Origin of the sequence: Streptomyces sp. KR80 (genome assembly GCF_052245555.1) — a bacterium.
Classification (GTDB): domain Bacteria; phylum Actinomycetota; class Actinomycetes; order Streptomycetales; family Streptomycetaceae; genus Streptomyces.
The window spans coordinates 106,815-133,447 of sequence record NZ_JBQQCD010000014.1 but is presented as its reverse complement, the minus strand read 5'-3'; the positions used below and the strand labels follow the sequence as shown (position 1 = coordinate 133,447).

20 protein-coding genes are annotated in these 26,633 nt (G+C 69.9%); 5 read left to right on the top strand and 15 right to left on the bottom strand.

Features of this window, described 5'->3' with window-relative positions; genetic code table 11:
* Positions 1-25: 25 nt before the first annotated feature.
* From ACTWQI_RS20270 to hppD, 4 genes are all read right to left on the bottom strand, one after another.
* Entirely contained in the window at positions 26-1,393 is a 1,368-nt protein-coding gene (locus ACTWQI_RS20270; protein WP_443272371.1) for an FAD-binding oxidoreductase, read from the bottom strand.
* A gap of 156 nt (positions 1,394-1,549) precedes the next feature.
* Positions 1,550-2,596 carry a phage baseplate protein gene (locus ACTWQI_RS20265; RefSeq protein ID WP_443272370.1) on the bottom strand — a complete coding sequence of 349 codons (1,047 nt, stop codon included), beginning with the start codon at positions 2,594-2,596 and terminating at the stop codon, positions 1,550-1,552.
* Positions 2,597-2,792: 196 nt separating this feature from the next.
* Positions 2,793-4,040, bottom strand: a complete 1,248-nt coding sequence (locus ACTWQI_RS20260; RefSeq protein WP_443272368.1) for a glycosyltransferase — start codon at positions 4,038-4,040, stop codon at positions 2,793-2,795.
* A 190-nt stretch (positions 4,041-4,230) separates the two neighbouring features.
* On the bottom strand, positions 4,231-5,373 hold the full coding sequence (hppD, locus tag ACTWQI_RS20255) for a 4-hydroxyphenylpyruvate dioxygenase (RefSeq protein ID WP_443272367.1): 1,143 nt from the start codon (positions 5,371-5,373) through the stop codon (positions 4,231-4,233).
* Between the two features lie 122 nt (positions 5,374-5,495).
* Here hppD and ACTWQI_RS20250 point away from each other — a divergent pair, with 122 nt between their 5' ends.
* A complete protein-coding gene (locus ACTWQI_RS20250) occupies positions 5,496-5,972 on the top strand; it encodes an Lrp/AsnC family transcriptional regulator (RefSeq protein ID WP_443272450.1) in 477 nt (158 codons plus the stop codon).
* A gap of 85 nt (positions 5,973-6,057) precedes the next feature.
* Here ACTWQI_RS20250 and ACTWQI_RS20245 read toward each other — a convergent pair whose 3' ends face one another.
* The 7 genes from ACTWQI_RS20245 to ACTWQI_RS20215 all read right to left on the bottom strand — a co-directional run bounded on the left by ACTWQI_RS20245 (position 6,058) and on the right by ACTWQI_RS20215 (position 13,894).
* The gene (locus tag ACTWQI_RS20245; RefSeq protein WP_443272366.1) at positions 6,058-6,906 is read right to left on the bottom strand and encodes a S16 family serine protease; all 849 of its coding nucleotides are present in this window, start codon (positions 6,904-6,906) and stop codon (positions 6,058-6,060) included.
* Between the two features lie 65 nt (positions 6,907-6,971).
* On the bottom strand, positions 6,972-7,613 hold the full coding sequence (locus tag ACTWQI_RS20240) for an IclR family transcriptional regulator (RefSeq protein WP_443272364.1): 642 nt from the start codon (positions 7,611-7,613) through the stop codon (positions 6,972-6,974).
* Positions 7,614-8,100: 487 nt separating this feature from the next.
* Positions 8,101-9,423, bottom strand: coding sequence for a sensor histidine kinase (locus tag ACTWQI_RS20235; RefSeq protein WP_443272362.1), 1,323 nt, complete (start codon positions 9,421-9,423; stop codon positions 8,101-8,103).
* A 5-nt stretch (positions 9,424-9,428) separates the two neighbouring features.
* Positions 9,429-10,082: a response regulator transcription factor gene (locus ACTWQI_RS20230; protein WP_443272360.1), complete on the bottom strand. Its 654-nt coding sequence runs from the start codon at positions 10,080-10,082 to the stop codon at positions 9,429-9,431.
* A gap of 142 nt (positions 10,083-10,224) precedes the next feature.
* Positions 10,225-10,536, bottom strand: coding sequence for a hypothetical protein (locus ACTWQI_RS20225; protein WP_443272359.1), 312 nt, complete (start codon positions 10,534-10,536; stop codon positions 10,225-10,227).
* 235 nt (positions 10,537-10,771) lie between these two features.
* On the bottom strand, positions 10,772-12,559 hold the full coding sequence (locus ACTWQI_RS20220) for a DEAD/DEAH box helicase (RefSeq protein WP_443272358.1): 1,788 nt from the start codon (positions 12,557-12,559) through the stop codon (positions 10,772-10,774).
* A gap of 201 nt (positions 12,560-12,760) precedes the next feature.
* Positions 12,761-13,894: an AraC family transcriptional regulator gene (locus ACTWQI_RS20215; protein WP_443272357.1), complete on the bottom strand. Its 1,134-nt coding sequence runs from the start codon at positions 13,892-13,894 to the stop codon at positions 12,761-12,763.
* A 311-nt stretch (positions 13,895-14,205) separates the two neighbouring features.
* Between ACTWQI_RS20215 and ACTWQI_RS20210 the strand changes: the two genes are divergently transcribed.
* Complete coding sequence (locus ACTWQI_RS20210) at positions 14,206-16,269, top strand: neutral/alkaline ceramidase (protein ID WP_443272356.1); 2,064 nt, start codon at positions 14,206-14,208, stop codon at positions 16,267-16,269.
* A gap of 131 nt (positions 16,270-16,400) precedes the next feature.
* Here ACTWQI_RS20210 and ACTWQI_RS20205 read toward each other — a convergent pair whose 3' ends face one another.
* Positions 16,401-16,625 carry a Fic family protein gene (locus ACTWQI_RS20205; protein WP_443272355.1) on the bottom strand — a complete coding sequence of 75 codons (225 nt, stop codon included), beginning with the start codon at positions 16,623-16,625 and terminating at the stop codon, positions 16,401-16,403.
* Positions 16,626-16,746: 121 nt separating this feature from the next.
* Here ACTWQI_RS20205 and ACTWQI_RS20200 point away from each other — a divergent pair, with 121 nt between their 5' ends.
* A complete protein-coding gene (locus ACTWQI_RS20200) occupies positions 16,747-17,631 on the top strand; it encodes an aminoglycoside phosphotransferase family protein (protein ID WP_443272353.1) in 885 nt (294 codons plus the stop codon).
* A gap of 192 nt (positions 17,632-17,823) precedes the next feature.
* On the opposite strand, the gene putP is transcribed toward ACTWQI_RS20200, so the two are convergent.
* Together putP and ACTWQI_RS20190 are read right to left on the bottom strand one after the other, a co-directional pair.
* The gene (gene putP, locus ACTWQI_RS20195; RefSeq protein ID WP_443272351.1) at positions 17,824-19,350 is read right to left on the bottom strand and encodes a sodium/proline symporter PutP; all 1,527 of its coding nucleotides are present in this window, start codon (positions 19,348-19,350) and stop codon (positions 17,824-17,826) included.
* Positions 19,351-19,638: 288 nt separating this feature from the next.
* Positions 19,639-20,895 carry a PucR family transcriptional regulator gene (locus ACTWQI_RS20190; RefSeq protein ID WP_443272349.1) on the bottom strand — a complete coding sequence of 419 codons (1,257 nt, stop codon included), beginning with the start codon at positions 20,893-20,895 and terminating at the stop codon, positions 19,639-19,641.
* Positions 20,896-21,253: 358 nt separating this feature from the next.
* On the opposite strand from ACTWQI_RS20190, the gene ACTWQI_RS20185 reads away from it, so the two are divergent.
* Positions 21,254-21,628, top strand: a complete 375-nt coding sequence (locus tag ACTWQI_RS20185) for an ATP-binding protein (RefSeq protein ID WP_443272347.1) — start codon at positions 21,254-21,256, stop codon at positions 21,626-21,628.
* A 136-nt stretch (positions 21,629-21,764) separates the two neighbouring features.
* Here the strand turns inward: ACTWQI_RS20185 and ACTWQI_RS20180 are convergent, their stop codons facing one another.
* Entirely contained in the window at positions 21,765-23,462 is a 1,698-nt protein-coding gene (locus tag ACTWQI_RS20180; RefSeq protein ID WP_443272345.1) for a carbohydrate binding domain-containing protein, read from the bottom strand.
* Between the two features lie 658 nt (positions 23,463-24,120).
* Between ACTWQI_RS20180 and ACTWQI_RS20175 the strand changes: the two genes are divergently transcribed.
* Positions 24,121-26,430, top strand: a complete 2,310-nt coding sequence (locus ACTWQI_RS20175; protein WP_443272344.1) for a glycosyl hydrolase family 18 protein — start codon at positions 24,121-24,123, stop codon at positions 26,428-26,430.
* Positions 26,431-26,633 lie beyond the last annotated feature (203 nt).

The following is a 26,633-nucleotide window of genomic DNA, read 5'->3' as shown; positions in this document are numbered from 1 at the left end:
GTGAGCTGCAGAGCGCAACGGGGTCTCAGAAGAGCTTGCCCGGGTTCAGCAGGCCGAGCGGGTCGAAGGTGCGCTTGATGCCGCGCTGCAGCTCCACCCCCACCGGCCCGAGCTCCCGTGCCAGCCACTCCTTCTTGAGTACTCCGACGCCGTGCTCGCCCGTGATCGTGCCGCCGAGTTCCAGTCCCAGGGCCATGATCTCGTCGAAGGACTCCCGGGCGCGCCGTGATTCGTCGGGGTCGGCGGAGTCGAAGCAGACGACGGGATGGGTGTTCCCGTCGCCGGCATGGGCGCAGACGCCGATGGTCAGGGCGTACTTCTGACCGATCGCCGCCGTGCCGTCCAGCATCGCGGCGAGCCGGGAGCGGGGTACGCACACGTCGTCGATCATGGTGGCGGGCCTGATCTGCTCCAGCGCGGTGAGCGAGAGCCGACGGGCCTGGAGGAGAAGTTCGGATTCGGCCGCGTCCTCGGCCGGTACGACCTGGGTGGCGCCCGCCGCATTGCACAGCGCGCCGACGGCCGCCAGGTCGGCGCCGGGTTCGGGGGTGTCGAAGGCGGCGAGCAGCAGGGCCTCTGTGGTCTCGGGCAGGCCCATGTTGGCCATCTTGTTGACCGCCTGGAGCGTGGTGCGGTCCATCAGTTCGAGCAGTGACGGGGCGTGGCCGCGCGCCATGATCTCGCACACGGCGGCGCAGGCGGTGGCCGCGGAGGGGAACTCGGCGGCGAGGACGAGTTGCGGCGGCGGGGCGGGCTTCAGGGCGAGCACGGCCCGTACGACGATGCCGAGGCTGCCCTCGGATCCGACGAAGAGTCGGGTCAGGTCGTATCCGGCGACGCCCTTCGCCGTGCGGCGGCCGGTGCTCAGCAGCCGGCCGTCGGCGAGGACGACGTGGAGGCCGAGGACGTACTCGGCGGTGACGCCGTACTTCACGCAGCACAGGCCGCCGGAGGCCGTGCCGATGTTCCCGCCGATCGTGCACTCCTCCCAGCTGCTCGGATCCGGCGGGTAGTAGAGCCCCTGCTCGGCGACGGCGCGGGAGAGCGCGGCGTTGACGACGCCCGGCTCTACGACGGCGATCCGGTCGACCGGGCTGATCTCCAGGATGCGGTCCATCCTGATGAGCGAGAGCACGATGCAGCCGTCGGTGGCGTTGGCGCCGCCCGACAGGCCGGTACGCGCTCCCTGCGGGACGACGGGAACGCGCAGCGCGGTGGCGGTACGCATCACATGCTGGACCTGGTCCACCGTGCGCGGCATGACCACGACGGCGGGAGCGCCGGCCGTGCAGAAACTGGCCATGTCGTGGGCGTAGGAGACCGTGATGTCCGGGTCGGTCAGCACGGCGTCGGCCGGGAGCCCGTCGCGCAGCATGTCGATCAGCTGATCCATGCCTCCACCCTCGCACTGACCGACCGGGGTGGAAAGCGCAGTCCAGGCCGGACGGAAGACCGACGATGCTCCGCCAAGCCGCCATCCACGATGCGCCCTTGGCCCCCGGAAGCCCCTCGACGACGTGCTGCCCCGGACCCTCCCGCGAGGGATCCGCTAGGAGGAGCTCTCCTTGTAGTACAGGGAGTAGGTTCGCCCGCCCAGGGGGCCGGAGGCGAAGCCCATGCACAGCCGGGGCGTGGTGCTCCGCAGCACCGCCAGGCCCTCCGGCTCCCGCAGAACGGGTTCTTCCGCGGCCCACGTCCGCTGCTCCTCCACGACCTGTGCGGTGCGCAGATCGATGGCGTGAAGCAGGGTGTCGCCACCGTCCGCGGACGGGTTGTCGGGGTCGTGGGCGGAGCCGATCATCTGGTACGCGTAGTTGCCGTACAGCGTCATTCCCTGGAAGGGCAGACCGAGTTCGGCGCCCGGCTGCGGGAAGTCGGTGAGCGGCCGGAATCTTCCGCGCACGAAGGCGTCGAGGTCGTAGAGCGCGTACCGCCGCCGACCGCGCGTCCGGTAGCGCAGGAGCACCCTGCGGCCGTGCAGGTCGAGGGCCACCGAGTTGGCGGTCGAGCCCGGCCGTGGGCGGTAGGTGACGACGCTGCGGTGGTCGCTGTGCAGCACGCCTCCCGCCACGTACCGGAAGCGGCCGATGGCGCGGCCGTAGCCGGAGGCCGGGTTGGCGTCGCACTCCGTCCACAGCGCGATGCCGCCGTCCGCCGTCTCCTCGACGCCCATCGCGCTGCCGTGCCCGAACCCCTTGAGGTACATGTGGCCCAGCAGGTCCCCGCTCCGGGAGAGCCGGTTCAGGACGAGGTCGCCCGCCTTGGAGCGCTCGGCGTGGGTGTATCTGCGCGACTCGCCGGGGAGGCGGACTCCGCCGCGCACCACCTGCAGCGCGTAGATGTGGCGGTGCCGCTCGTCGAACGCGAAGGACTGCATCACGGTCGTGTGGTGCAGCCGCTTGTCCTGGATCCAACGGGTGGCCGGTCCGCTCAGGTCGAAAGGCCCGTTCGGCGCTGGGGGCACGTAGCCGGGGGAGGCTTCGGCGGGGGCGGGCGCGGGGTCCCCGAGCACCACTGCCGCGGCCGCCCCCGCACCGAGGCCGAGCATCCTCCGGCGGCTCGGCTGCGCCGCCTGTGCATCACCGTGTCGTCGCATCAGAGCACTATCTGAGCCCGTGGCGGACGGATCGGGAGGACGGCGCACACGGCCGACCGCGAAGTTCATCCGTACGGGCCGACCTACGCCACACGGCCGCCACACGGCCGCCCCATGAGCCGCCCGTACGGGCCACGCGGACCGCCGTCGTCCACAGGCCGGTGGCAGCGAAGGCGGCGGGCCATCCCGGTGCCGGTCAGGCGTAACCGGACTCGATCGCGCGCGCCACCTGCCCGCAGCCGTCCTCGCCGGCGATCCGCGTTGCGATCTCCACCGCCCGTCGCCGGTAGGCCGGTTCACCGGTGACCCGCGTCAGGGCCGCCGCCAACCGCGCCGCGGACAGCCGCGGGTGCGGCAGCGCCTCCGGGCTCACCCCGAGCCGGACGAGGCGCGACGCCCACCACGGCTGGTCGGTCATGACCGGGACCGGGACGGCGGGGACGCCCGCCCGCAGCCCCGCGCCCGTCGTTCCGGCCCCCGCGTGGTGCACCACGGCCGCCATCCGGGGAAACAGCCAGCCGTGCGGGAGGCTGCCGACCGTGATGACGTCGTCGTCGTCGACCACCGACAGCCCCGCCCAGCCCGCCTGGACCACGCCCCGCACCCGGGCCCGGCGCAGTGCCCGTACGGCGATCTCACCGAGCTCTTCGGCAGACCTCGGCATCGTGCTGCCGAAGCCGATGAACACCGGTGCGGGCCCGGCGCCGAGGAAGTCGGTGAGGGTCTCGGGCGGCGTCCAGTCCGCGCACTGGTGGGGCCACCAGTACCCGGTGACGTGCAGTCCGGGGCGCCAGTCCACTGGGCGCGGCACCACGGTGGGGCTGAAGCCGTGCCAGACGGGCCAGCTCTGGCTCGCACGGCGGCGGCGCAGTTGGCGGGTGCTGCGGCAGGGCAGTCCGAGCCGGGTGTGGACACGCCGGTTCGCCGTGCCGTACAGGGCGTCGAAGGCCAGGTTCACCGCCCTGCCCAGCATCCGGTTGCCGAACCCCCGCCTGCGCAGGCCCATCACGCAGGGAGGAAAGGCCGACGTGGGGGCTTCCGGCTGCAGGTACGCCCCGGCGCTCGGGATGCCGTGGTACTCCGCCACCACCGCCCCGATGGGCGCGGTGATCGTGGACAGCAGCAGCAGATCCGCCTTCTCGTCGACGGCGTCGAGGATCCCGTCCACGAGCTCGGCCGCGGCGCGCCGGCCCGCACGCAGGGACGCGTACAGGCCGCCGGGCGCGTACCGGGTCCGCTCGAACCGGGTGTGCATACGCAGCAGTTGCTCGAACGGATCGGCCTGCAGGGGCCGCATCCGGAGACCGCAGCAGGACACGGCGGGGGCGAACTTCGCGTGGGTGACGAGCTCGACGTCATGCCCCTCGGCCAGCAGTCGGTGCGCCAGCCCGGTGTAGGGCGCCACGGAGCCGTACGTGCCGGCCGTGATGATCTGAATGCGCATGCCCTGGGCCAACGACGGCGTTCGGGGTGCGACACGCGGCGGTGCGCCGGCCGGGCTATCTCGGGGGCGGGGCAGCAGTGGCGGCCGGGGGCCCCACAGGTCAGGTTCCGTGGGGCCGCGAGCCCGGACGATCCTCCCCCAGCTACCGCTGGGGTGGGGGTCCCCCGGCGTCAGCTGGGGGACCCCCACGTCAGAGGTTGCCGCGCTTGGCCTGCTCCCGCTCGATGGCCTCGAAGAGCGCCTTGAAGTTCCCCTTGCCGAAGCCCATCGAACCGTGTCGCTCGATCATCTCGAAGAAGACGGTGGGGCGGTCCTGCACTGGCTTGGTGAAGATCTGCAGCAGGTAGCCGTCCTCGTCGCGGTCGGCGAGGATCTTCAGCTCGCGCAGCTGCTCGATGGGCACCCGGGTGTCGCCGACCCACTCGCCGAGGGTGTCGTAGTACGAGTCGGGGACGTCCAGGAACTGCACGCCGGCGGCGCGCATGGCCCCTACGGTCGCCACGATGTCGTTGGTGGCGAGCGCGATGTGCTGGACGCCCGGGCCGCCGTAGAACTCCAGATACTCGTCGATCTGCGACTTCTTCTTGGCGATGGCCGGCTCGTTGATCGGGAACTTCACCTTGCGGGTGCCGTCCGCCACGACCTTCGACATCAGCGCCGAGTACTCGGTGGCGATGTCGTCGCCGACGAACTCCTTCATGTTGGTGAAGTGCATGACGTTCTTGTAGAAGGCCACCCACTCGTCCATCTTGCCGAGTTCGACGTTGCCGACACAGTGGTCGATGGCCTGGAAGCGGCGCGGGCCCGGCTCGACGAGCGGGGCGGCTGGGACGAAGCCGGGGAGGTACGGGCCGTCGTAGCCGGTGCGCTCGACGAGGGTGTGCCGGGTCTGGCCGTAGGTGGCGATGGCGGCGAGGACGACCGTGCCGTACTCGTCCTTGACCTCGTGCGGCTCCTCCAGACCGGTCGCGCCGTGGGCGATGGCGTACTCGTATGCCGCCCGCGCGTCGGGGACCTCGACGGCGAGGTCGACGACGCCGTCGCCGTGCTCGGCCACATGTCCGGCGAGGAACCGGCCGCGGTCGGTCGTCGCCTTGATGACCGAGGTGAGGACGAAGCGTGCGGCTCCGGATTCCAGGACGTAACTGGCGGTCTCTCGTACGCCGTTCTCCGGTCCGGAGTAGGCCACGAGCTTCATGCCGAACGCCGTGGAGTAGAAGTGCGCGGCCTGCTTGGCGTTGCCGACCGCGAAGACGACCGCATCCATCCCCTTCACCGGGAAGGGGTCTGCCTGCCGTGCGGTGCCCGGGGTGTGATCAATGGTCTCAGTCATGACCTCAGGCTCTCGCCGCTCCACAAGGTGCGCAATAGTTGCCAGATCAGCTGGACATTCTGCATAGTCATCCCGGCGTGGCGTGAGACGTTCTGTACAGGATGCCCACCGAGAGGCAGGTCATGGGGATCGACGCACTGGACGGGCGGCTGATCGAGCTGCTCGCACACGAGCCGCGGATAGGCGTGCTGGAGGCCTCCCGGCGCCTCGGCGTCGCGCGCGGCACCGCGCAGGCCCGGCTGGACCGGCTGCAGGCACAGGGGGTGATCCGCGGTTTCGGGCCGGATGTGGATCCCGCGGCGCTCGGTTATCCGGTGACCGCATTCGCGACGCTGGAGATCAGGCAGGGGCAGGGCGCGGACGTACGGGCCCATCTGACCGGGGTGCCGGAGGTACTGGAGCTGCACACCACGACGGGGCACGGCGACATGCTGTGCCGCCTCGTGGCCCGCTCGAACGCGGATCTGCAGCGGGTGATCGACCGGGTGGTGGGCATCGACGGCATCGTGCGGGCGTCGACGGCGATCGTCATGGAGAATCCGGTTCCCCTGCGGATCATCCCGCTGGTGCGCCAGGCCTCGGAGGATCGCCGCCCCTGAGGCATGCGCCGCGGCGATCGAGGCACGCTTCGGCGCTGGTAGCCGCTCGACAGGCGGGAACCCTCCGGGCGGGGCCCGGGCTCGGTCAGCAGGCGGGAACCCTGCCGCCCGACTCCAGGGCCTTGAGTGCGTCCACGGCGCCTTTCAGGGTCGTGACCGGAATCAGCCGCAGGCCCTTCGGCAGCTCCGCCTCCGCGTCCGAGCACTCCTTCTCCGGAACGAGGAAGACCGTCGCACCGTCCCGCTTGGCGGCCTGGGTCTTCAGCGGGACCCCGCCCACCGCGCCGACCTCTCCGTCCGGTGAGATGGTGCCGGTCCCCGCGATCGTCCGACCGCCCGTCAGATCGCCGCCGCGGCCGTCCCCCGCCAGCTTGTCGACGATGCCCAGGGAGAACATCAGCCCGGCACTCGGGCCGCCGACGTCGGCGAGCCGCAGAGTGACACGTACCTCGTCCGGCGAGGTGCCCAGATGGCGAAGGGCCGCGTCGGTGGCGGCGTCCTGGGACTTCTGGAACTCGCGGACGTTGTGCCGCTCGATCTCCTCGGTGCTGTCCCCCACCGGATACACCGAGTCGCGCGGCAGGACGGCGCGGTCCGTCGCGAACCAGGCGTCGAGGACGTCGTCGAGGCCGACCTCCGCGTCCGGGCCGGTCGCGGCGATCGTCGTCATCCGCAGCTGCCCCGTCGTCGCCCGGCTCTCGGCGCCGGAGACGGTGATCACCGGCTTGTCCTGGTGGGCCCCGAGCACGTCCGCGGTCATTCCGGGCTGGGCGATCGAGAACGGCAGTGGAGCGAACGCGGCCACCCCGACCAGGGCGACGACCGGTGCGGCGCAGGCGGCGACGATCCGGAAGCGGGAACGGGCACGGATACTCCCCCGCGCTTCGCTGGGGGTCCCCCCAGTGCCGGGTGCGGGGGGAGAGACGGCTGGCATGACAGTGAATCTAGTCGACCGGGGCCGGCGGCATGGGGGTACCCCCAGCGGTAGCTGGGGGAGGATCAGCGGAGTGCGTCGGAGACCTCTCGCGCCGCCTCGACGACGCGCGGCCCGACCCGCTCCGGCACGGAGTCCGCGAGCATCACGACGCCCACACTGCCCTCCACCCCCGTCACCCCGAGCAGCGGAGCCGCGGCACCGCTCGCACCCGCCTCCAGCTCGCCGTGGGTGAGGCAGAAGCCTGGGTCGACGTCCGGGCTGCGGCGGGCGGCGAGTATCGCGCGGCCCGCGGCGCCCCGGTCGAGGGCGTGCCGGAAGCCGGCCCGGTAGGCCACGTGGTAGTCGGTCCAGGTCGGCTCCACCACGGCCACGGCCAGGGCCTCGATACCGTCGACGAGCGTGAGGTGGGCGGTGGCGCCGATGTCCTCGGCGAGGGAGCGCAGTGCGGGCAGCGCGGCCTCCCGGACGAGGGGGTGCACCTGGCGGCCCAGCCGTAGCACCCCGAGCCCGACCCGGGCCCGACCGCCGATGTCCCGGCGTACGAGGGCGTGCTGCTCGAGGGTGGCGAGCAGTCGGTAGACCACGGTGCGGTTGACGCCGAGCTTGTTGGACAGCTCGGTCACGGTCAGACCGTGGTCAGTGTCGGCGAGCAGCTTCAGGACCCTGAGTCCCCGGTCGAGCGTTTGAGACGTCTCGGCGGTCACGACGCCCCCTCTCGTATGAGTGACGGCGACTTCGGTGAGGATGCACTGCCGGTCCCGGCGGCAGGGCGCGGAGAAGCCGCCGGTCGCGTGGCACCGGCTGCGCTCCGCGGCGACGCTGCCACGGGGCGTGTGGGGTACCGGAAAGGTAGCGAGCTGTCCCGCTCAGCGGAAGAGTCCGTCCAGAATCCGGTCAACCCTTGTCCGATTTGCCGGTTTGAGAGGCGTGGGCTTCAGCCTGACGACGAACCGGCGGCACAGGACGAGAGCCACCGGGCACGCGGATCGACCCGGCGGCGACACACGGCTCCGACCTCCCGACGGACGGCATCCGGCCGCCCGGCGCACGCCCCGCCCAGCCCCGGGCAGGCGACAACTATGACAGCCCGGGGCCCCGGCTTCCGGCACTTCCGCCGCCCACCTCGGAGAGCCGCGCAGCCGGAGCCCACCGACCCCGCACGAGGCGGCGTCCGGCCCGGCTCTCACCGCGTCATGACTCCGCCAGCGCCGTACGGCGCCCTCCCGCGCGCCGTGGATCCGCTACGGGCCCGGCGTCCACCGGTATCCATGCGTCCACGGCCAGGCCGCCTCCGGGGTTGGGCCGCGCGGTCACCGAGCCGGCGTGGGCCGCCGCGATCGCGCGGACGATCGAGAGCCCCAGACCGGCTCCCGTGGTGGAGGCGGTGCGGTCGGCGGTCATCTGGCGGAATGGTTCGAAGAGTTCCGGGATGCGGTCGGCCGGTACGACGGGACCGGTGTTGCGGACGCCGATCCTGCCGTCACCGCCGATGGTGACGCCGACATGGCCGCCCGGGTGATTGTGGCGGATCCCGTTCTGCACCAGGTTGGCGAGCAGCTGATGGAGCAGGACGGGGTCGCCGAGGACCGTGCCGGCTTCGGCGGACAGCGCCACGGCGACATGAGCGGCTGCCGCCTCGGTGCTGAGTTGGTCCACGACGTCCCGGGCTGTCACGCCTAGGTCGACGGGGACGCGCTCGCCGAGCCCGCGTTCGCTGCGGGCGAGCGCGAGCAGCCCGTCGATGAGGTGCTCGGTGTGCCGGTTGACTGCGAGCAGGCGGGCCGCGATGGCCGGGATGTCATCCGGTGCCGCCTCGGGGAGGTCGATCTGCAGGGCGGCCCGCTGCATCGTCAGCGGGGTCCGTAGCTCGTGTGAGGCGTTGGCGATGAACCGGCGTTGGCTGTCGAAGGCGGCTTGAAGGCGGGCGAGCAGCTCGTCGAAGGTGTCGGCCAGTTCCTTGAGTTCGTCATCGGGCCCGGCGAGGGCGATGCGCTGGTGCAGGTCCTTCTCGGACAGTTGCCGCGCCTTCGCGGTGATCCGGTGCAGTGGACGCAACGTGCGGCCGGTGACGTACCAGCCGAGCAATACGGCGAGGACGGTCAGCAGCACCAGTGAAAGCCCGGACACCGTGAGCAGTTGGTGCAGCGCGTCGTCACGGATGCGTTGCGCGGCTCCCAACACATTGTCCTCAACCGCCAGGGCGAGGTCCGGTTCTTCAGGGTGCGGGTACGGCTCCGCCTGGGGTGGGTCGACCGGCTTGAAATCGGAGCCAGTCCCCTCGCTGTGGGGCTCAGCCACCAGCTTCTTGAGGCGTAGCTCGGAAAGGCTGAACGAAGCGATGAACCGCTCGCGGCCGACCCAGTAGATGATGGCGAGTGCGAGCCCGCCGACCCCGGCGAACAGCGCGCCGTACAGGGCGGTGAGCCGGATCCGTACCGTCGGCCGGGGAAGGATACGGCGCCACCGCTGTTTGTCCCGCCGGATGTGGTGGCCCGGCTGCCCGGTGCTGGCCATGCCGGTCAGATCCGGTATCCGGCGCCGGGCACGGTCACGATGACCGGCGGGTCGCCGAGCTTGGCGCGCAGCTTGCTCATGGTGATCCGCACGGCGCTGGTGAACGGGTCGGCATGCTCGTCCCAGGCGCGTTCCAGCAGCTCCTCGGCGCTGACCACGGCACCGCCGGCGGCCAGCAGCACATGCAACACGGCGAATTCCTTCGGTGCCAGCGAGAGCGTACGGCCGTCCCGGGTCGCTGTGCGGCGCCCGGTGTCCAGGCTGATCCCGGCTCTGCACAGGACCGGAGGCAGAGCAGGCTGGACCCGCCGCCCCAGCGCCTGCACGCGTGCGACCAACTCGTCGTACTCGAACGGCTTGGCCAGATAATCGTCAGCGCCCATCCGCAGCCCAGCCACGCGGTCCGCGAGATCCCCTGCCGCGGTCAGCATGAGAATGCGGCTGCACGCGCCGGCCTCGGCGAGCCGCCGGCAGATCTCGTCCCCGGACACCCCGGGAAGATCCCGGTCCAGGACGAGCACGTCGTAGTCATTGACCTCAAGCCGCTCCCACGCCGCATCACCGGTGTGGGCGATGTCGACCGCCATCGACCACCGCCGCAATCCGCGGGCGATGACCTGGGCAAGGTCCTGATGGTCCTCGACGACAAGTACGCGCATCCGGAAATCCCTCGCTGCGGCCGAAAGATGGGTGTTCCTGAAGACGAGCAACGGCCGGGCAGCGCGAGGCGTGCCCGGCCGTGCCCGTCATACCCGCGGTCCGTTTCTCACGGTGTTCTTCCGCTTTCGCACAGTGGCTGGACTAGCGGGCTGGCTTGACTGGCTCCCAGGGACCGTTTTCCTCACCCGGCTCACACTTGGTGACCTCCACACCACCATCGTCGGAGTGGGCGACCTTGATGCAATCGGGCTTGTCCTCCTTGGCGGAACTGGAATCGGTACGGGCGAACTTGCGGACGTCCTTGACGCCCGCATCGGGCTTGCGCTCCTCGGCGACCCGGGCACCGGTGTCATCGTGTTGCTGGGCGGCGGCTACCCCCGCGGCTCCACCCAGCACGGCCAGCCCAACCCCGATGAAAACGGCGGTGTTCGTGAATTTCCTGCGTATGTACATGAGCCTCTCCAAGGTTCCGTCTCCTGCTTCCGCGCCTCGATTTAGCGCGGCGACGGCGACCACGTTGGCAGGCTGACCGTTTCCGGAATGTTGCCACCGGCTCCCGCGGTCACGGTCGTTTCTGGCGCGAGCAAGAGGAGTTGGCCGGTGGGGACTCATGGGCGTGGTTCATCAGGATTCCGCAGCCGATGGCCGCGGAGCGGTGCGGAATTCGCCGGAGCAGCGGCGCCCCGGGTCAGCGCATGCGCGTGGCCCACTCCTGGACCTTCTTGATGCGCTGGCGGAGCTGACCCGCCGTCGCCTCCGCGCTCGGCGGCCCGCCGCACACCCGTCGCAGTTCGGTGTGGATGACCCCATGCGGCTTGCCGCTCTGGTGGACGTACGCGCCCACCAGGGAGTTGAGCTGTTTGCGCAGCTCCAGCAGTTCCTTGTGGGTGACCACCGGCCGCCGATCCGCCGGGAGTTCCAGCAGGTCCGCTTCGGCGTCCGGCTTCTTCCGGCTGTGCGCGATCTGCCGCGCCTGGCGTTTGCGCAGCAGCAACTGCACCTGGTCCGGCTCGAGAAGGCCGGGAATCCCCAGGTAGTCCTGTTCCTCCTCGCTGCCCGGATGGGCCTGCATGCCGAACTCGGCGCCGTCGTACAGCACCCGGTCGAAGACCGCGTCCGACTCCAGCGCCTCGAAGGGCAGCATGTCCTGCTCGCCGGTGTCCTCGTCCTGCTGCTTGTTGGCCTCGTCCATCTCCTTCTCGGACTCGGCGTACGGGTCCTCCTCGCCGTCCGGCTTCGGCTTGTCGAGCACATGGTCGCGCTCGACCTCCATCTCGCCGGCGAAGCCGAGCAGCGTGGGGATGGTCGGGAGAAAGACGGACGCGGTCTCGCCGCGCCGCCGGGACCGTACGAAGCGGCCGACCGCCTGCGCGAAGAAGAGCGGCGTGGAGATGGTCGTCGCGTAGACGCCGACCGCAAGACGGGGTACGTCCACGCCCTCCGACACCATCCGGACGGCGACCATCCACCGCTCGTCGGAGTGGCTGAAGTCGTCGATGCGCTGTGAGGCGCCGCTGTCGTCGGACAGCACGACCGTCGGCCCGGTGCCGGTGGTGTCGCGGATCAGCTTCGCGTACGCGCGCGCCGCGTCCTGGTCGGAGGCGATGACGAGACCGCCCGCGTCCGGGATCGACTTGCGCACTTCACTGAGTCGCCGGTCGGCGGCGCGCAGCACGTTCGGCATCCAGTCGCCGCGCGGATCCAGCGCCGTACGCCAGGCCTGCGACACGGCGTCCTTGGTCATCGGCTCGCCGAGCCGCGCCGCCAGTTCGTCGCCGGCCTTCGTCCGCCAGCGCATGTTCCCGCTGTAGGAGAGGAAGATGACGGGCCGGACGACACCGTCGGCGAGCGCGTTGCCGTAGCCGTACGTGTAGTCGGCCGCCGATCGCCGGATGCCGTCGTTGCCCTCCTCGTACTGGACGAAGGGGATCGGATGGGTGTCCGACCTGAACGGCGTGCCGGTGAGGGCGAGTCGGCGCGTCGCCGGCTCGAAGGCCTCCAGACACGCCTCTCCCCAGGACTTGGAGTCCCCGGCGTGATGGATCTCGTCGAGAATGACCAGGGTCTTCCGCTGCTCGACGCGGTTGCGGTGCAGGATCGGCCGCACGCCGACGCCCGCGTACGTCAGCGCGACGCCGTGGTACTCGCGGCCCAGCGGCCCCGCGCTGTACTCCGGGTCCAGCTTGATCCCTATCCGCGCCGCCGCCTCCGCCCACTGCTTCTTCAGGTGCTCGGTCGGCGCGACGACGGTCACCTGCTGCACGACGTGGTGGTGCAGCAGCCAGGAGGCGAGCGTCAGCGCGAAGGTGGTCTTGCCCGCACCGGGTGTCGCCACCGCGAGGAAGTCCCGCGGCTGCTTCTGGAGGTAGCGCTCCATCGCGCCCTGCTGCCAGGCGCGCAGCTTCCCGGCCGTACCCCAGGGGGCACGGCCGGGAAAGGCGGGTGAGAGGTGGTGGGAGGAGGTGGTGGTAGTCACGGTCTCCCATTCGGGCTCTCGGGTACGTACGACAACCGGGCCACCCTACCGGCGGCCGGGTCACCGATTCGTCCGCCCTCGCGGCCTGTGCCGCCAGTGCGACACGGCTCACACGGCGGCGGGCAGATCCCGCGGTCTGCGCGGGACTTCGCTCACATCCGCCGGCTCCCGAGCGGCCTCAGGCTCGTCACGGGCACTGGCTCATTCCTGCGGTCCGGCAGAGGCGGGCCGGGCGGGCGCCGACGGTGCACGGCGCAGCGGGGCGGCTGCGCCCTTGCGCACCTCGGACGGATTCATCCCGAACCAGCGGGTCACCGCGCGGCGCAGCGTCCGCGCATCGCTGAAGCCCAGCAGCTCGGCGACCTTGCCGAACGGCAGGTCCCCGGTGGTCAGCAACTCCTCGGCACGCACCAGGCGTACGGAGTCGACGAGCGCCTCGTACGTGGTCCCGCACTCGGCGAGCCGCCTGCGCAGGGTCCGCTCGCTCATCGCCCGCGCCTGCGCCTGCTGCGTGAGCGGCGGCACGTTCGGCAGACTGCGGGCGACCGACACCTCCAGGCCCTCGACCAGGTCCTGCCGCTCGCGCCCGAGCGTGCGCGCCGAGTCGAGCAGCCCTACGACTTGGGCGAGGGTGTAGGCGTCCGCGCCCGGCAGGGGGTGTTCCAGCCATTCCGCGCCGAAGACGAGCCGGTCGTCCCGCGCGCCGAAGGAGATCGGGCAGCGGAAGTACCGTTCGTACTCCTCCGCGTAGGCGGGGCGCGGATGCCGTACGACGACGGCGTGCGGAGCGAAGCCGTCGTGCAGGGCGCCCCTGATCAGCGCCACGATGCTGCTGAACGCCTCCTCGATCAGGAACGTCTGGAGCCCGGAGTCGGTGTAGCGGGCGGTCGCGAGGATCGCCGCTCCGCCGGGTAGGGCCTCCAGGCGGTAGTCGAGCATGGACCCCGTGATGCCGTGGTAGCGCACACCGAGGGCGACCGCGTCGTACAGCCGGGGGCAGGCCTGCAGACCGAGGCCGACCAGGCCCCAGGCGGTCAAGTGCTGTCTGCGGCCCACGGCCAGGCCGAGTGCGGGATCGGCCAGTTCGCTCATGGCCTCTCTGATGACCCGGCTCCCCTGCCGGTAGGACACCCGCAGGCCCACGACGCTCAGCGCGGCCTCGCTGAGTCCGGCGCGGCGCAGCGCGGGTCCCAGGTCGTGCCCCCGCTCGGCGGCCACGATGCTGAGATAGCGCAGCAGATGTGGTGTGATCGTCGCCGAGCCGTACCGTGGGTCGGCCCGCGCCTCGGCAGGCGGCCGGACAGGAGGCTGAAGTCGACGCGGAGGACGCGGCACCCTGCACCTCACCTCCCGGTGGCGCCGTGGACAGCGGCTGCCACTGTAGGTGCTCCGGGCCGCGGGCGGACAGGGTCCGTGGCCGCTGAAGACCCGGTTGCTGTCCGGTCCGGTCCTCTTCGCCGCTCACCGGTGGGCCGTACCGTCATCGCCGTATGCGGCCTGACGGGCCTGACGCCGATGACCTGACGCACTGTACGTCATCAGGCCTCGTCCGGCCGTACCCGATCGGCCTCGCTTCCCCAGCCACCTCCCCCAGCTAGCTCTGGGAGGGGCCCTCAGGGAGGTGCCACCCCCACAGGAGAGCAGGCATGCGTTCCCCCAGCAGACGAGCCAGAACCCTCTCCGTGCTGCTCGCCGGCGCGCTCGGGGCGCTGAGCCTGGCAGCCATACCCGGCCTGGAACGGGCCGGCGCCGCACCCACGGGCGAGCCGACGACGTACCTCATCGGCCGGGGCATCTCCGACGTCACCGGGGAGGCCGCCGAGGTCGGAATGATGGGGTACTCCAGTTTCGACCAGAAGGCGACCGGTATCCACCAGCGCCAGCGCTCCCGGGCGTTCATCGTGGCCGACCGGGACAGCGGCAAGCGCGTCGTCTACGTCAACGCCGACCTCGCCATGATCTTCCAGGCGGTCCAACAAGCGGTGCTCGGCAAGTTGAAGGAGCGGTACGGCTCGCTGTACAGCGAGCAGAACGTGCTGCTCTCCGCGACTCATACGCACGCGGGCCCGGGCGGCCACTCCCACCACCTGGCGTACAACCTGGCGTCCCTCGGCTTCCAGAAGGCCACCTTCAACGCGATCGTGAACGGCATCGTCGAGTCGGTCGCCGAGGCCCACGAGGACCTCAAGCCGGGCACCATCAGCCTGGGCAGCGGCAAGCTCACCAACGCCAGCGTCAACCGCTCCAAGGTCGCGTTCGACAAGAACCCCGAGTCCGACAAGGCCGCCTTCCCCGGCGCCATCGACCCGGCCATGACCGTGCTGCGCTTCAAGCAGGGCGACAACGATGTCGGCTCGATCAACTGGTTCGCCACCCACAACACGTCGATGACCGGCAAGAACACGCTGATCAGTGCGGACAACAAGGGCTATGCGGCGTACGAGTGGGAGCACGACCACGAAGGCGTGCGCTACCTCGAGGACAAGAAGGGCTTCGTCGCCGCGTTCCCCAACACCAACGCGGGCGACATGTCACCGAACCTGAACCTGAAGCCGGGATCGGGGCCGACCGAGGACGAGTTCGAGAACACCCGGATCATCGGCGACCGCCAGTTCAAGAAGGCCCAGGAGGTCTTCAACGCCGCGGACACCGCGGTCAGCGGCAGCGTGGACTCCCGTCTGCGGTACGTGAACATGGAAGAGGTCCGCGTCGACGGGAAGTACACCCCCGACGGCAAGGAGCACCGCACCTGCCCCGCCATGGTCGGCGCCTCCACCCTCGCCGGCAGCGTCGAGGACGGGCCCGCCATCCCCGGGTTCACCGAGGGCATGAACAGCCCGGTCGCCAAACTGCTCGAGCCCTGGCACATCGACCCGCCGGAGTGGCTGGTCGGCTGCCAGTACCCCAAGGCCAACCTCGTGCCGACCGGGATGATCTCCGTCGGCGCACCCGCCACCCCGAAGATCCTGCCGGTGCAGATCGTCAAGATCGGCCAGTTCTATCTGGTGGCGGGCCCGGCCGAGTACACCATCGTCTCCGGCCTGCGCATCCGCCGTACGGTCGCGCAGGAGCTCGGCGTACCGGTCGAGAACGTGCTGATGCAGGGCTACGCCAACGCGTACAGCCAGTACGTGACGACGCCCGAGGAGTACGACCTGCAGCAGTACGAGGGCGGCTCGACGCTCTACGGCAGGCACACGCTCCCCGCCTATCAGCAGGAGTTCGCCCGGCTCGCCGCCTCGTTGAAGGACGGCAGCGCCATCGACCGCGGTCCGACCCCGCCCGACCACTCGGACAAGCAGGTCAGCCTGCAGACCGGGGTGGTCATGGACAACCCGCCGTCCGGCACGTCGTTCGGCGATGTGCTGACCGAGCCCGAGGAGTCCTACAAGCCGGGCCAGACGGTCAAGACCGAGTTCGTGACCGGCCACCCGAAGAACAACCTGCACCGGGGCGGCACGTTCCTCGAGGTGCAGCGGCTGGTGGACGGCACGTGGGTGCGGCAGCTGGACGACGGCGACTGGGAGACCAAGTACCGCTGGATCCGGACCAATGGGCTGACGGGCACCTCGAAGGCGGCCATCTCCTGGGAGATCGCGCCGGACACCCCGTCGGGCACGTACCGGATCGTCCACTTCGGGGACTCCAAGAGCATCTTCGGCAAGATCACTCCGTTCAACGGCAGCACGCGGAAGTTCACCGTGGGCTGACAGCCGCCCCACCCCCAGCCAGAGGCCCGCCGACCCCCCACCCGGCGGGCCTCTCCCCTGCGTGGCCCCGGCTTCCGTCCGGGGCGCTGCTCCACCCCGGCACCGCCGGATGGTGCAACTCGCTCACTCGCTCATGACTGGCTCAGCTCGCGGCGAAGCTCCCGGAGAGCTTCGGCGATCACGGCGACCTCCTCCGTCTTGCCGGAGGCGATGTCGATGACCAGGTCGTAGGCGCGATCCTGGTCGACGTCCACCATCTCCGCTCGGTTCGCGTCGAGGAAGACGACGGTGCACAGCCACGCAGTGCGCTTGTTGCCGTCGACAAACGGGGGGTTCAAGGCCAGCGATTGCAGCAAGGCTGCCGCCTAGCGCGGTGGTACCAGACTGGTACCGGTTCCCGGGAAGTGCCTGCCCTGCCCTCAGGCACCCGCTGGTGGCGCCCCGCGGACGCGGGCGTTCGGCTTCGAAAGTGTGAGGATGCGTGTGATCGTCTGGGTGAACGGCGCCTTCGGCAGTGGGACGCTGGTTGCTGCGCAGTTTCCGCAGTGGGCAGGCCTTCCCGTCGAGCCGGTCGACTCCGCCGGCACATCCAACGCCATGCACCGGCTGGGCGAGGACATGGTCGTGCGGCTCCCCCGCATCGCAGGTGCCGCCAACGATGTGGAGAGGGAACACACGTGGCTGCCACGGCTGGCCCCGCCGCTTCCGGTTGCCATTCCCGTGCCGCTGGGCAAAGGTGCGCCTGCTGAGGGCTATCCCTGGCACTGGTCCGTCTACCGCTGGCTCGACGGTGAGAATCCGATCGTCGGGCGTATCGCCGAACCCGGCTTGCTCGCAGAGGATCTGGCGGAGTTCGTCGCCGCGTTGCACCGGATCGATCCCGCAGACGGGCCTCCCTCCTACCGCAGTGAGCCCTTGGCGACGCGGGACGCGGCGACCCGCGCCGCGGTCGCGGAACTGCGTGGAATCGTCGACACCGACGCGGCGACCGCCGCATGGGACGCAGCCCTGCAGGCCCCCGCGTGGCCCGGCCCGGCAGTGTGGATCCATGCAGACCTGCAACCGGGGAATCTGCTGATGGTCCATGGTCGGCTGAGCGCCGTCATCGACTTCGGGTGCCTGGGCGTGGGCGATCCCGCTGTCGACCTGATCGTGGCGTGGTACGTACTGCCTACTGAAGCGCAGGGCACCTTCCGGGCCGCGCTAGGAGTTGATGATGCGACCTGGGCGCGAGGTCGCGGCTGGGCACTGTCGATCGCGCTCCTCGAATTGCAGTACTACCGAGACACGAACCCGGTCATGGCGGCCGTCGCACGACGCGTCATCCACGAAGTTCTCGCCGATCACGAGCACGCCGGATGACATCGGCCCTGAAGAATGTCAAGGCAACCCGGGCGGTCCAGCCCGGTGGCAGCTCACCCGGCCGCTGGGCGAGGTCGGCTCAACTCGTCTTCGGCGGTCGTGTAGCGGCGGCACGTTCCTCGAAGTGCAGCGGCTGGTGGACGGCGAGCGGCGCCCCTCTCGGCAGAACCGGCCGAAGGTACTGACCCCGAGTCAGCCGACCGGCGCCCCCGGGGTGTCCTGCTTCTCCATCGCGCCGGACCAGGTGCGCCCTGGGGGGTAGCCGACGAACCTGCCGAAGAGCAGCGCGGCGGCCGTGGCGGCGAGCACACCCGGCACCATTTCGTAGACGCCTGTCTCGAGCGGCCCGAGGAGTGGGTCGATGCGCTTCCACAGGACGACGGTGACCGCACCTGTCACGATGCCGGCCATCGCTCCTGCCCTCGTCATGCGCGGCCAGTAGAGCGACAGCACGATCACCGGGCCGAAGGCGGCGCCGAAGCCCGCCCACGCATACGCGACGATGTCGAGCACGGCGCCGCCGCTGCGGGCGATGGCGTAGGCGACCAGTGCCACGGCCACCACCGTGGCGCGTCCGGCCACCACCAGTGACGCATCCGAGGCCCGCCGGTGGAGGAACGCCCGGTAGAAGTCCTCGGTGAGGGCGGTCGCCGACACCAGCAGTTGGCTGTCCGCGGTGGACTTGATCGCGGCCAGCACGGCCACCAGCAGGATGCCCGCGACCCACGGGTTGACCAATTCCGCGGACAGGGTGATGAAGACGGTCTCCGGGTTGTCCAGCGGCTCCTTCAGCGCAGCGATCCCCACCAGTCCCGTAAGCGAAGCACCCGCCAGCACGACGACCACCCAGCCCACACCGATACGGCGAGCCATGGGGATCTCCCGTGTGCTGCGAATGCTCATGAAGCGGACCAGGATGTGAGGCTGGCCGAAGTAGCCGAGCCCCCAGGCGAGCAGGGATATCACCGCGACGGTACCGAGCGGCTCGCCGGCCGCCCACCCGCCGCCGTCGAAGTCGGCCTTCGCTCCCATGTCCAGCAGTGCCCCGCTCTTGTCGGCGAGCGCACCCTGAAGCACATCGAAGCCCCCCAGCAGCCCGATACCGGTCACCGGGAGGGCGATCGCCGCCAGCAGCATCAGCGTGGCCTGCACCGAGTGCGTCACGCTCACGCCGCGGAAACCGCCGATGAAGGTGTAGACGACGATCACCACGGCGAAGACGGTGAGCGCGAAGTCGAAGCCGCCCCCGAAGATCTCCTCGAACAGCACGCCGCCGGCCAGCAGGCCGCTGGCGACGTAGACGGTGAAGAACACGACGATGACGGTCGCCGAGACGATACGGAGAACCCTGCTGGTGTCCTCGAACCGCTCCTCCAAGTACGCCGACAAGGTCACGGAGTCGTCGGCCAGCTCGGTGTAGGTGCGCAGCCGCGGTGCGACGAACCGCCAGTTGAGGTAAGTACCGATGACCAGACCGACGGCGATCCAGGTGGCGCCGATCCCGCCTGCGTACACGGCACCGGGCAGCCCCAGGAACAACCAGCCGGACATGTCGCTGGCCCCAGCGGACAGGGCGGCCACCGGAGCACCCAGTCGGCGCCCGCCGAGAGCGAAGTCGGAGAACGTGGTGGTTTCCTGATAGGCCCAGATACTCACCATGACCATGGCGAGCAGGAAGATCCCGAAGGTGATCATGACCGGTACGGTGAGGACTAGCATCCGCTTCTCCCTTGGCGCAGGCATGGTCGTCACACGGGGACTGCCTCACCGTGTCGGAGACCCCGGAGGTTAGGCGCAAGGGAGCGCGCCGACAATACGGATAACCGAGATGGAGCGGGACGGTTCGCCGGACCGAAAGGGCCGCGGACGCTGGACCACCTCTTCGCGTACGGCTCGCGTCGAGGCTGTGGGCGGCCCCGCGAAGGACCTGGCTCCCAGCGGTGCGGCCACCACCCGGGTGTGGTCAGCCGCACATCCGTCGCCAGACGGTGGACTGTGGCCGAGTCATCATGCGCTCCGCCCGCGAGGCACGCCGGGCGCGCCATGAGCGTCCAGGAGCCGCACCGCGATCAACAGCTCCACGACGTCGGCGAAACGGCGCAGATCGCACCCGGTGCGCTCAGCGATCCGCTCCAGCCGGTAGTACGCGGTGTTGACGTGCATGTGCAGCCGCTGCGCCGCGATCTTGGCGTTGAGGTTGCTCGCGGTGTACTCGAGGAAAGTCGCGATCAGGTCGCCACCGCGGGCCAGGTCCTCCTCGACGAAGCGGTACACCTCGGGCCGGATCAGCCGCCGGGCGGTCTCGTCGTGACGCAGCACCAGGTAGTCCAGGCTCGAGAGCAGCGGGAGCGCGACCACCCCGGGCGTGCCTCCGAGGCCGTCGCGAGCGGCACAGGCCTCGGCGTACGCCTCGGGGACCTCGGCGAGCCCGGCATGAACCGTGCTGATACCCAGCATGAAGCGCCAGCCCTGGCGCTCCAGGTCAGGGATCACGCGCTGGAGATTCTTCACGGCCCCCGCCGACCCGCCGGCCGGCACCGGCGCGATGCCGACGATCTCGTCCTGTCGGACCACGGTGAAACCCTGTGACGCGAGCCTGCGCAGCACGGTCACCGCGTCCTGCAGTGTCCGGTCGTCCGCCAGGGGAAGCGCTGGCGTTCCCGAGGCCACGACCAGCCGAACGCCTGGCTCGAGCCCTGCCGCGCTCAGCATCGCGTGCTTCGGGCCGGGTGGCACGTCCCGACGGGCCATCAGGTCCTCGAGCAGGTCCCGGCGGATCCGGTCACTCTCGGCGAGCTGATGCTGCTGAGCGTACAGATACATCTCCGCGCCGACCGAGGTTCCCACGTCGACCCCTTGCATGACCTGCTCCACGAGGGACAGCGCCGCGTCACGCGTCCGGGGGTCGTCCCCCGCCGCGTCGAGCACGGCCCTCCAGAAGGTGAGCTGCCCCACCTGGGAGGCATGAAGGAAGTCGGACAACGAGATGCCCTGCCGAATGCGGCGCACGGCCTGCGATTCAGTGACCGGAAAATCAGCGCGCTGCACGGGTCTGCCCTCCCGCAGACTTGCCAGCAGGACACGGAAGATGGCGCCGACATGCATGGTCACGTCAGCACGGAGCCGTTCCTCCGGGCAGGCCGGGTACGCGGGCACCTGCTCCCAGATCGCGTCCACCGCGGTGGCGACCACTCGGTCGAATGAGGCCTCGATCGCAGCGACGATGCGACCGACCGGCTCGACGCTGGTATCCGCCGCTTTCATGGGCATGCTCCGTCGCACTTCCGGGCCGACGAGCGGGCGGCTGGCTGAATCGGTTTTCAGGCTACTCCCCGGGGTTGTGACCCGACCACAAGCCGACCATCGGCATTGTGTGGGTGAGCCATCATGCGCGAAGGGTCACATACTGCGACATTCATAACGAGAGCGCCGTATAGCCGTATGAAGCGCCGCATCCAGTCCCAGGCAGATGTGCTCCATGTACCGCCAGCAGGAACCGAACAGCCCCACGGGCGCCCGCCAGGGTGGCCCAGAGCCACGCGGCCGGGGCAACCCGGCGAGTACCGGAGCCGTCCCACATGGGCGCCCAGCCGTCGTACCCTCGCGGGACTCCTCATGGGTCGTGACGCATCACCCGACAGAACCACGGCAGGCACGGCAGCTGACGCGGCACGTACTGGTCCACTGGGCTCTCCCCGAGCATTGCGAAACAGCGGAGCTGCTGGTCAGCGAAATCGTCACCAATGCGCTGACCCATGGCAACGGTCCCGTCAGGCTGTACCTGAGGTGCTGGCACGGCACACTGCGCTTCGAAGTGACCGATTGCTGCGCAAGCATCCCTCAGATCCGTCCGCTCTCGCCGGACAGTGAGGAGGGGCGCGGCCTGCATCTGCTCGAGGTGCTCGCCCGGCAGTGGGGCGTCCGGGGCCTCGGCGACGGCAAGATCATCTGGTTCGAATTGGCGACCTGCGCCGTGCGGGGCTGCTGCCGCCCTTGACTCGGTGACGACCGCTGTGGCCCGGACGCTGCGCGCCCCGCTGAGCGACAGGTAGTCGTGGGACGCGCGGACGCGTCCGGGTGGCCCCCCATGGACCACCCGGACGCGGTCGGTCAGCGTCAGTCGTCGCTGGGCATCAGCCGGTGAAACCGGCGGTGATCTTGGTGAACTCCCAGTTGCTCTGGCTGATGCCGGAGCAGTTGCTGGTGACCCCGCCACCCGGGCACGGGCGGTCGCGGTTGACCGACCAGAAGGAGAGCCGGGCGATGCGCTGCGAGTTCGCCCAGTCACGGATCTTGGTCCAGGTCTCCGGGCTGGTCAGCTCCTGCTGATCGCTGAGACCGTTCATTCCCGAGATGCCGATGTGCGCGTAGGCCGTGGCGTCCGACCAGCCGAAGGTGCTCTTCAGCTTGGCCTTCAGCCCTTCGGTCGCGTTGACGGTGTTGCCGTACATGTCCGCACCGCCGCCGAAGTCGAACGGCATGATCGTGAACACATCGATGTCCGCCTGCAGCGCCGAAGCCTGCTCGATGAGCCGGTTGCCCCACCAGCCCGGGCCACTGGTGGAGGTGCCGAAGGTGAGGATCGTCTTCAGCCCCGGGTTGTTCTGCTTGACGATCTTCAGGGCGGTGAGGATCCGGTCCTGGACCGTCGCGTTCTCGAACTCGTCGGTGTTCTCGATGTCGACGTCGATCACCTTGAGGTTGTAGGCGTCGATCACCTTCTGGTAGGCACCGGCCAGCGCCTCAGGGGTCGAGCAGTTCGGGCCGAGCTTGTTGCCGCTCCAGCCGCCGATCGAGGGAACGATGTCCCCGCCCGCGCCGCGAATGGCGTTGATGGTGCTCTGGTCCGTGCCGCCGGTGAGCGCACGCTGTCCGTCCCAGGCCGGGTTGCAGCCGCCGGAGGAGAGGATGAAGGCCATGGTGTACCACTTGATGCCGGTTTCGCTCATCACCGAGGTGGCGCTCGGCGGATCGCCCCAGCCGAGGTAGAGATACGGAGCGGCCTGCTTGAAGTCGGCACTGCCGCCGCCGCCCGCGCTCGTGGTCACACTCACCGAGGACGAGGCCGGCGAGAGGTTGCCCGCCTCATCACGGGCCTTGACCGTGAAGCTGTAGGAGGTGCTGGCATCGAGGCCGGAGACCGTGGCGCTGGTGCCGGTCACCGTGGTGGCCAGGGTCGAGCCCCGGTAGACGTTGTAGCCGGTGACACCGACGTTGTCGGTGGCGGCGTCCCAGTCCAGCGAGACGCTGGAGGACGTCTTGCCGGTCGAGCGCAGATTCGTCGGGGCCGTGGGCGCCTGGGTGTCTCCGCTGCCTCCGCCGCCGGGACCGTCGAGGCTGACGTCATCGGCGTAGTAGGTGCCCTGGGCGTACCAGCCGTGCAGGTAGATCTCCGCGCTGGTCTGCGAGGCGCCGGTGGTGAAGGAGACGGACAGTTGGGTGTAACTGGCCGCGGACGGGGTCCAGGTGGAGGATCCGCCGTTCACCCCGAGGTAGACGTAGTTGCCGCGCACCCAGGCGGAGAGTGTGTAGGCGGTGTTGGGCTGCACCGAGACGGTCTGGGTGCACTTGGCGTGGTCGCTGGAGTCGGCGGCACCGGCCAGGGCCTTGCTGCCGCTGTGGACGGGGCTGCTGACCACTGAGCCCAGCCCGCCGGAGCAGGACCAGGGGGACAGGGACCCGCTCTCGAAACCGGAGTTGGTGAGCAGATTGGCGGCTTGGGCCGTACCCGGCAGCAGGGTGAGCGCTCCGGCGGCCAGCAGTGCCGAGCCAAGACAAGCCAGCAGTCGCTGTCTGATACGTCTGGTGCGTCTGGTACTTGGAGTACTCACGGGGGGCCTCCCGAGGAGGAGTGGAGAAGGAGGACGGTGGACACCGGCGCCCACAGGGCGGGGTGTGACACCCGGGATGAGGGGGCGCTTACGGCATGGGCATGCCACACCGTGCGCCATGAAGGACGGAGAAGGGTCGAGCAACCCTCTCCGGGAGACGGGAGCAGGCCGGGCCACAACTGGTCTGGACCTGTGAGATCGGATTGAAGCGGACGCTCCGTCCGACCGTCAATAGCCGTGCCCATAGTCATCCGCGCGGGATGAGGGCCATGCGTCGCGCGAGCCGGTGCACCCGCCGACACATGCGAACTCCTTGCACGCTCGCCCTGGTATCGCGGAGGTTCAGGGGCGGTTCACGCTCGCCCGGACACGGTCGTACCGCACGGCGGTACGGCAGAGGCGTCGGCCGAAAGGTCAAGTGACGGCAAAATCCAGCGGGGTTGGTCCATCCCGTTTCAGCAGCAGAAGCATTGGCAAACCCGACCCGCCGCCCCTATTGGTCCAGTCCTTTCTGCTGCCAGATTGTTGACGCGCCAACGACAGCTCGGTGTTCTGTAACCGGTACCGCAGTACAGAACGTCCGGTGCCGCGGGCCCGCCGCGACAGGGTCCGCCCGCGGACACGGCCCGCCCTCACCCCCCTCACATCAAGGAGAGCCGTGTCCACCCGACTCAGATCGATATCGCCGACCCGGCGGCTTCGACGACGACTCACCGCCGTCCTCACCGCACTCGTCCTCGCACTGGCCGGCTTCGTCGGCCTGGCTCCCCCGACGCAGGCCGCGGGTGCGCTCACCGCGTCCTTCACCAGCGCCGACAACGGCTCGTGGTGGAAGGGCACCTTCATCGTCAAGAACAACAGCAGCGCATCGGTCGATGGATGGACGCTGGAGTTCGACCTGCCGTCCGGAGTGACGGTCAGCGAGCACCACAACGGCACCGCGACCGTCAACGGCTCGCACGTCACCGTGACTCCCGCCTACTACAACAGCACCGTCCCGGCCAACGGCAGCACCGAGCCCTACAGCTACTGGTTCGTCGCCTCCGGCCCGATCGCCGAGCCGACCGGCTGCCTGATCAACGGCGACAAGTGCGACGGCAGCCCCGCCAAGCCTCCCGCCGCGCCGACCGGCGTAACCGTCACCGACACCACGGCCCGTACGGTGAGCCTGAAGTGGAGCGCGTCCGCCGCCGGCGACCACCCCGTCGCCTCCTACGAGGTGCTGCGCAGCGGCACGGTCGTCTCCGAAACCGCCACCACCTCGGCCACCGTCCGCGATCTGACTCCGGCGACCAGCTACAGCTTCACCGTCCGCGCCAAGGACACCCGCGGCAATCTCGGCGAGCCCAGCGCCCCCGTCACCGCGACCACCGTCGACCCGGCGACCGACACCGTCCCGCCGACCGCGCCCGGCAACCTCCGTGCCACTGCGAAGACCTCCAGCACCGTCTCCCTCGCCTGGAACGCGGCCACCGACAACAACCGGGTCGCCGGCTACGACGTCTACCGGGGCTCCACCCTGGTCACCAGCGTCCCGGCGGACACCCTGACCAGCACGGTCACCGGCCTGGCCCCCGCCACCCGCTACGAGTTCACGGTCAAGGCCCGCGACGCCGCCGACAACGCATCCCCGGCCAGCAACACCCTCGCCGTCACCACCGACGACCCCGTCGGCGGCGGCAAGTACGCCAAGGTCGGCTACTTCGCCCAGTGGGGCATCTACGGCCGCCAGTACTTCGTCAAGAACCTCGACACCTCCGGCGCCGCCGCCAAGCTGGACGTCATCAACTACGCCTTCGCAAACATCGACCCGGTCAACCACACCTGCCTGAACGGTGTCGTCAAGGGTGTCTCCGGCAACCCCCAGGACCCCAACGAGGGCGACGGAGCGGGCGACGCCGAGGCCGACTACGGCCGAGCCTTCGCCGCGTCCCAGTCCGTGGACGGCGTGGCCGACGACGGCTGGGGCAAGCTGCGCGGCAACTTCAACCAGCTGAAGAAGCTCAAGGCCAAGCACCCGCACCTGAAGATCATGATCTCGCTCGGCGGCTGGACCTTCTCCAAGTACTTCTCGGACGCCGCCGCCACCGACGCCTCCCGCAAGAAGTTCGTGAAGTCCTGCATCGACATGTACATCAAGGGCGACCTGCCCGTGTACAACGGGGCGGGCGGACCGGGCGTCGCCGCCGGGATCTTCGACGGCATCGACCTCGACTGGGAGTGGCCGGGCTCCCCCGACGGTCACCCCGGTAACCACTGGAGCCCTGCGGACAAGGCCAACAACACGGCTCTGATCGCAGAGTTCCGCAAGCAGCTCGACGCGCTGGGCGGCGAGCACAAGCTGCTCACCGCCTTCACTCCCGCCGACCCGAAGAAGATCGACGCGGGCTGGGACCTGTCACAGATCTTCAGGTACATGGACTTCGCCAACGTCCAGGGCTACGACTTCCACGGTGCGGGCAGCGACAACTCCTGGGAGCCCAAGCGCGCCGGTCACCAGGCCAACCTCTACCCCGATGCCGAGTCGCCGTACAGCAACGACTTCAGCATCGACGGCGCCGTGAAGGTCTATCTCGACGCCGGGGTCTCCCCGCGCAAGCTGACCATCGGCTTCCCGTTCTACGGCCGTGGCTGGAAGGAGGTCGCCGACGGAGGCGTCAACGGCGAGTGGCAGGCCGCGAACGGCGCGGCACCGGGGCAGTTCCCGGAGGAAGCCGGCACCCGTGGCTATCACAACCTGATCAGCAGCGTCCCCGGACTCACGGTCCACCACGACGCCCAGTCGGTGGCCACGTACGGCTATACGGGACCGGGCGGCCAATGGTGGTCCTTCGACGACACCTGGTCCATCGGGAAGAAGGCCGAGTACATCAAGTCCAAGGGACTGCTCGGCGGAATGATCTGGGAAATGTCCGGTGACACCCCGAACGGCACCTTGCTCGGAGCCCTGCACAACGGACTCCAGTAGCGCCGTACGCATCCGGCGTTCGCTGCCCTCGCCCGAACCGGGACGGCCCGGACGACGGCCGGACTGATGGCCCGGTCCGCGTTGCTCGCGACAACGCCGAGCGGCGCGGACTGGGCCGCGGGGCCTGGGCGTCTGCGCGGTGTGCTGCGATCCGCACGGGCGCCCGGGACCGCGCCGGACCGTGTCGGGGTGAGGTCGTTCGA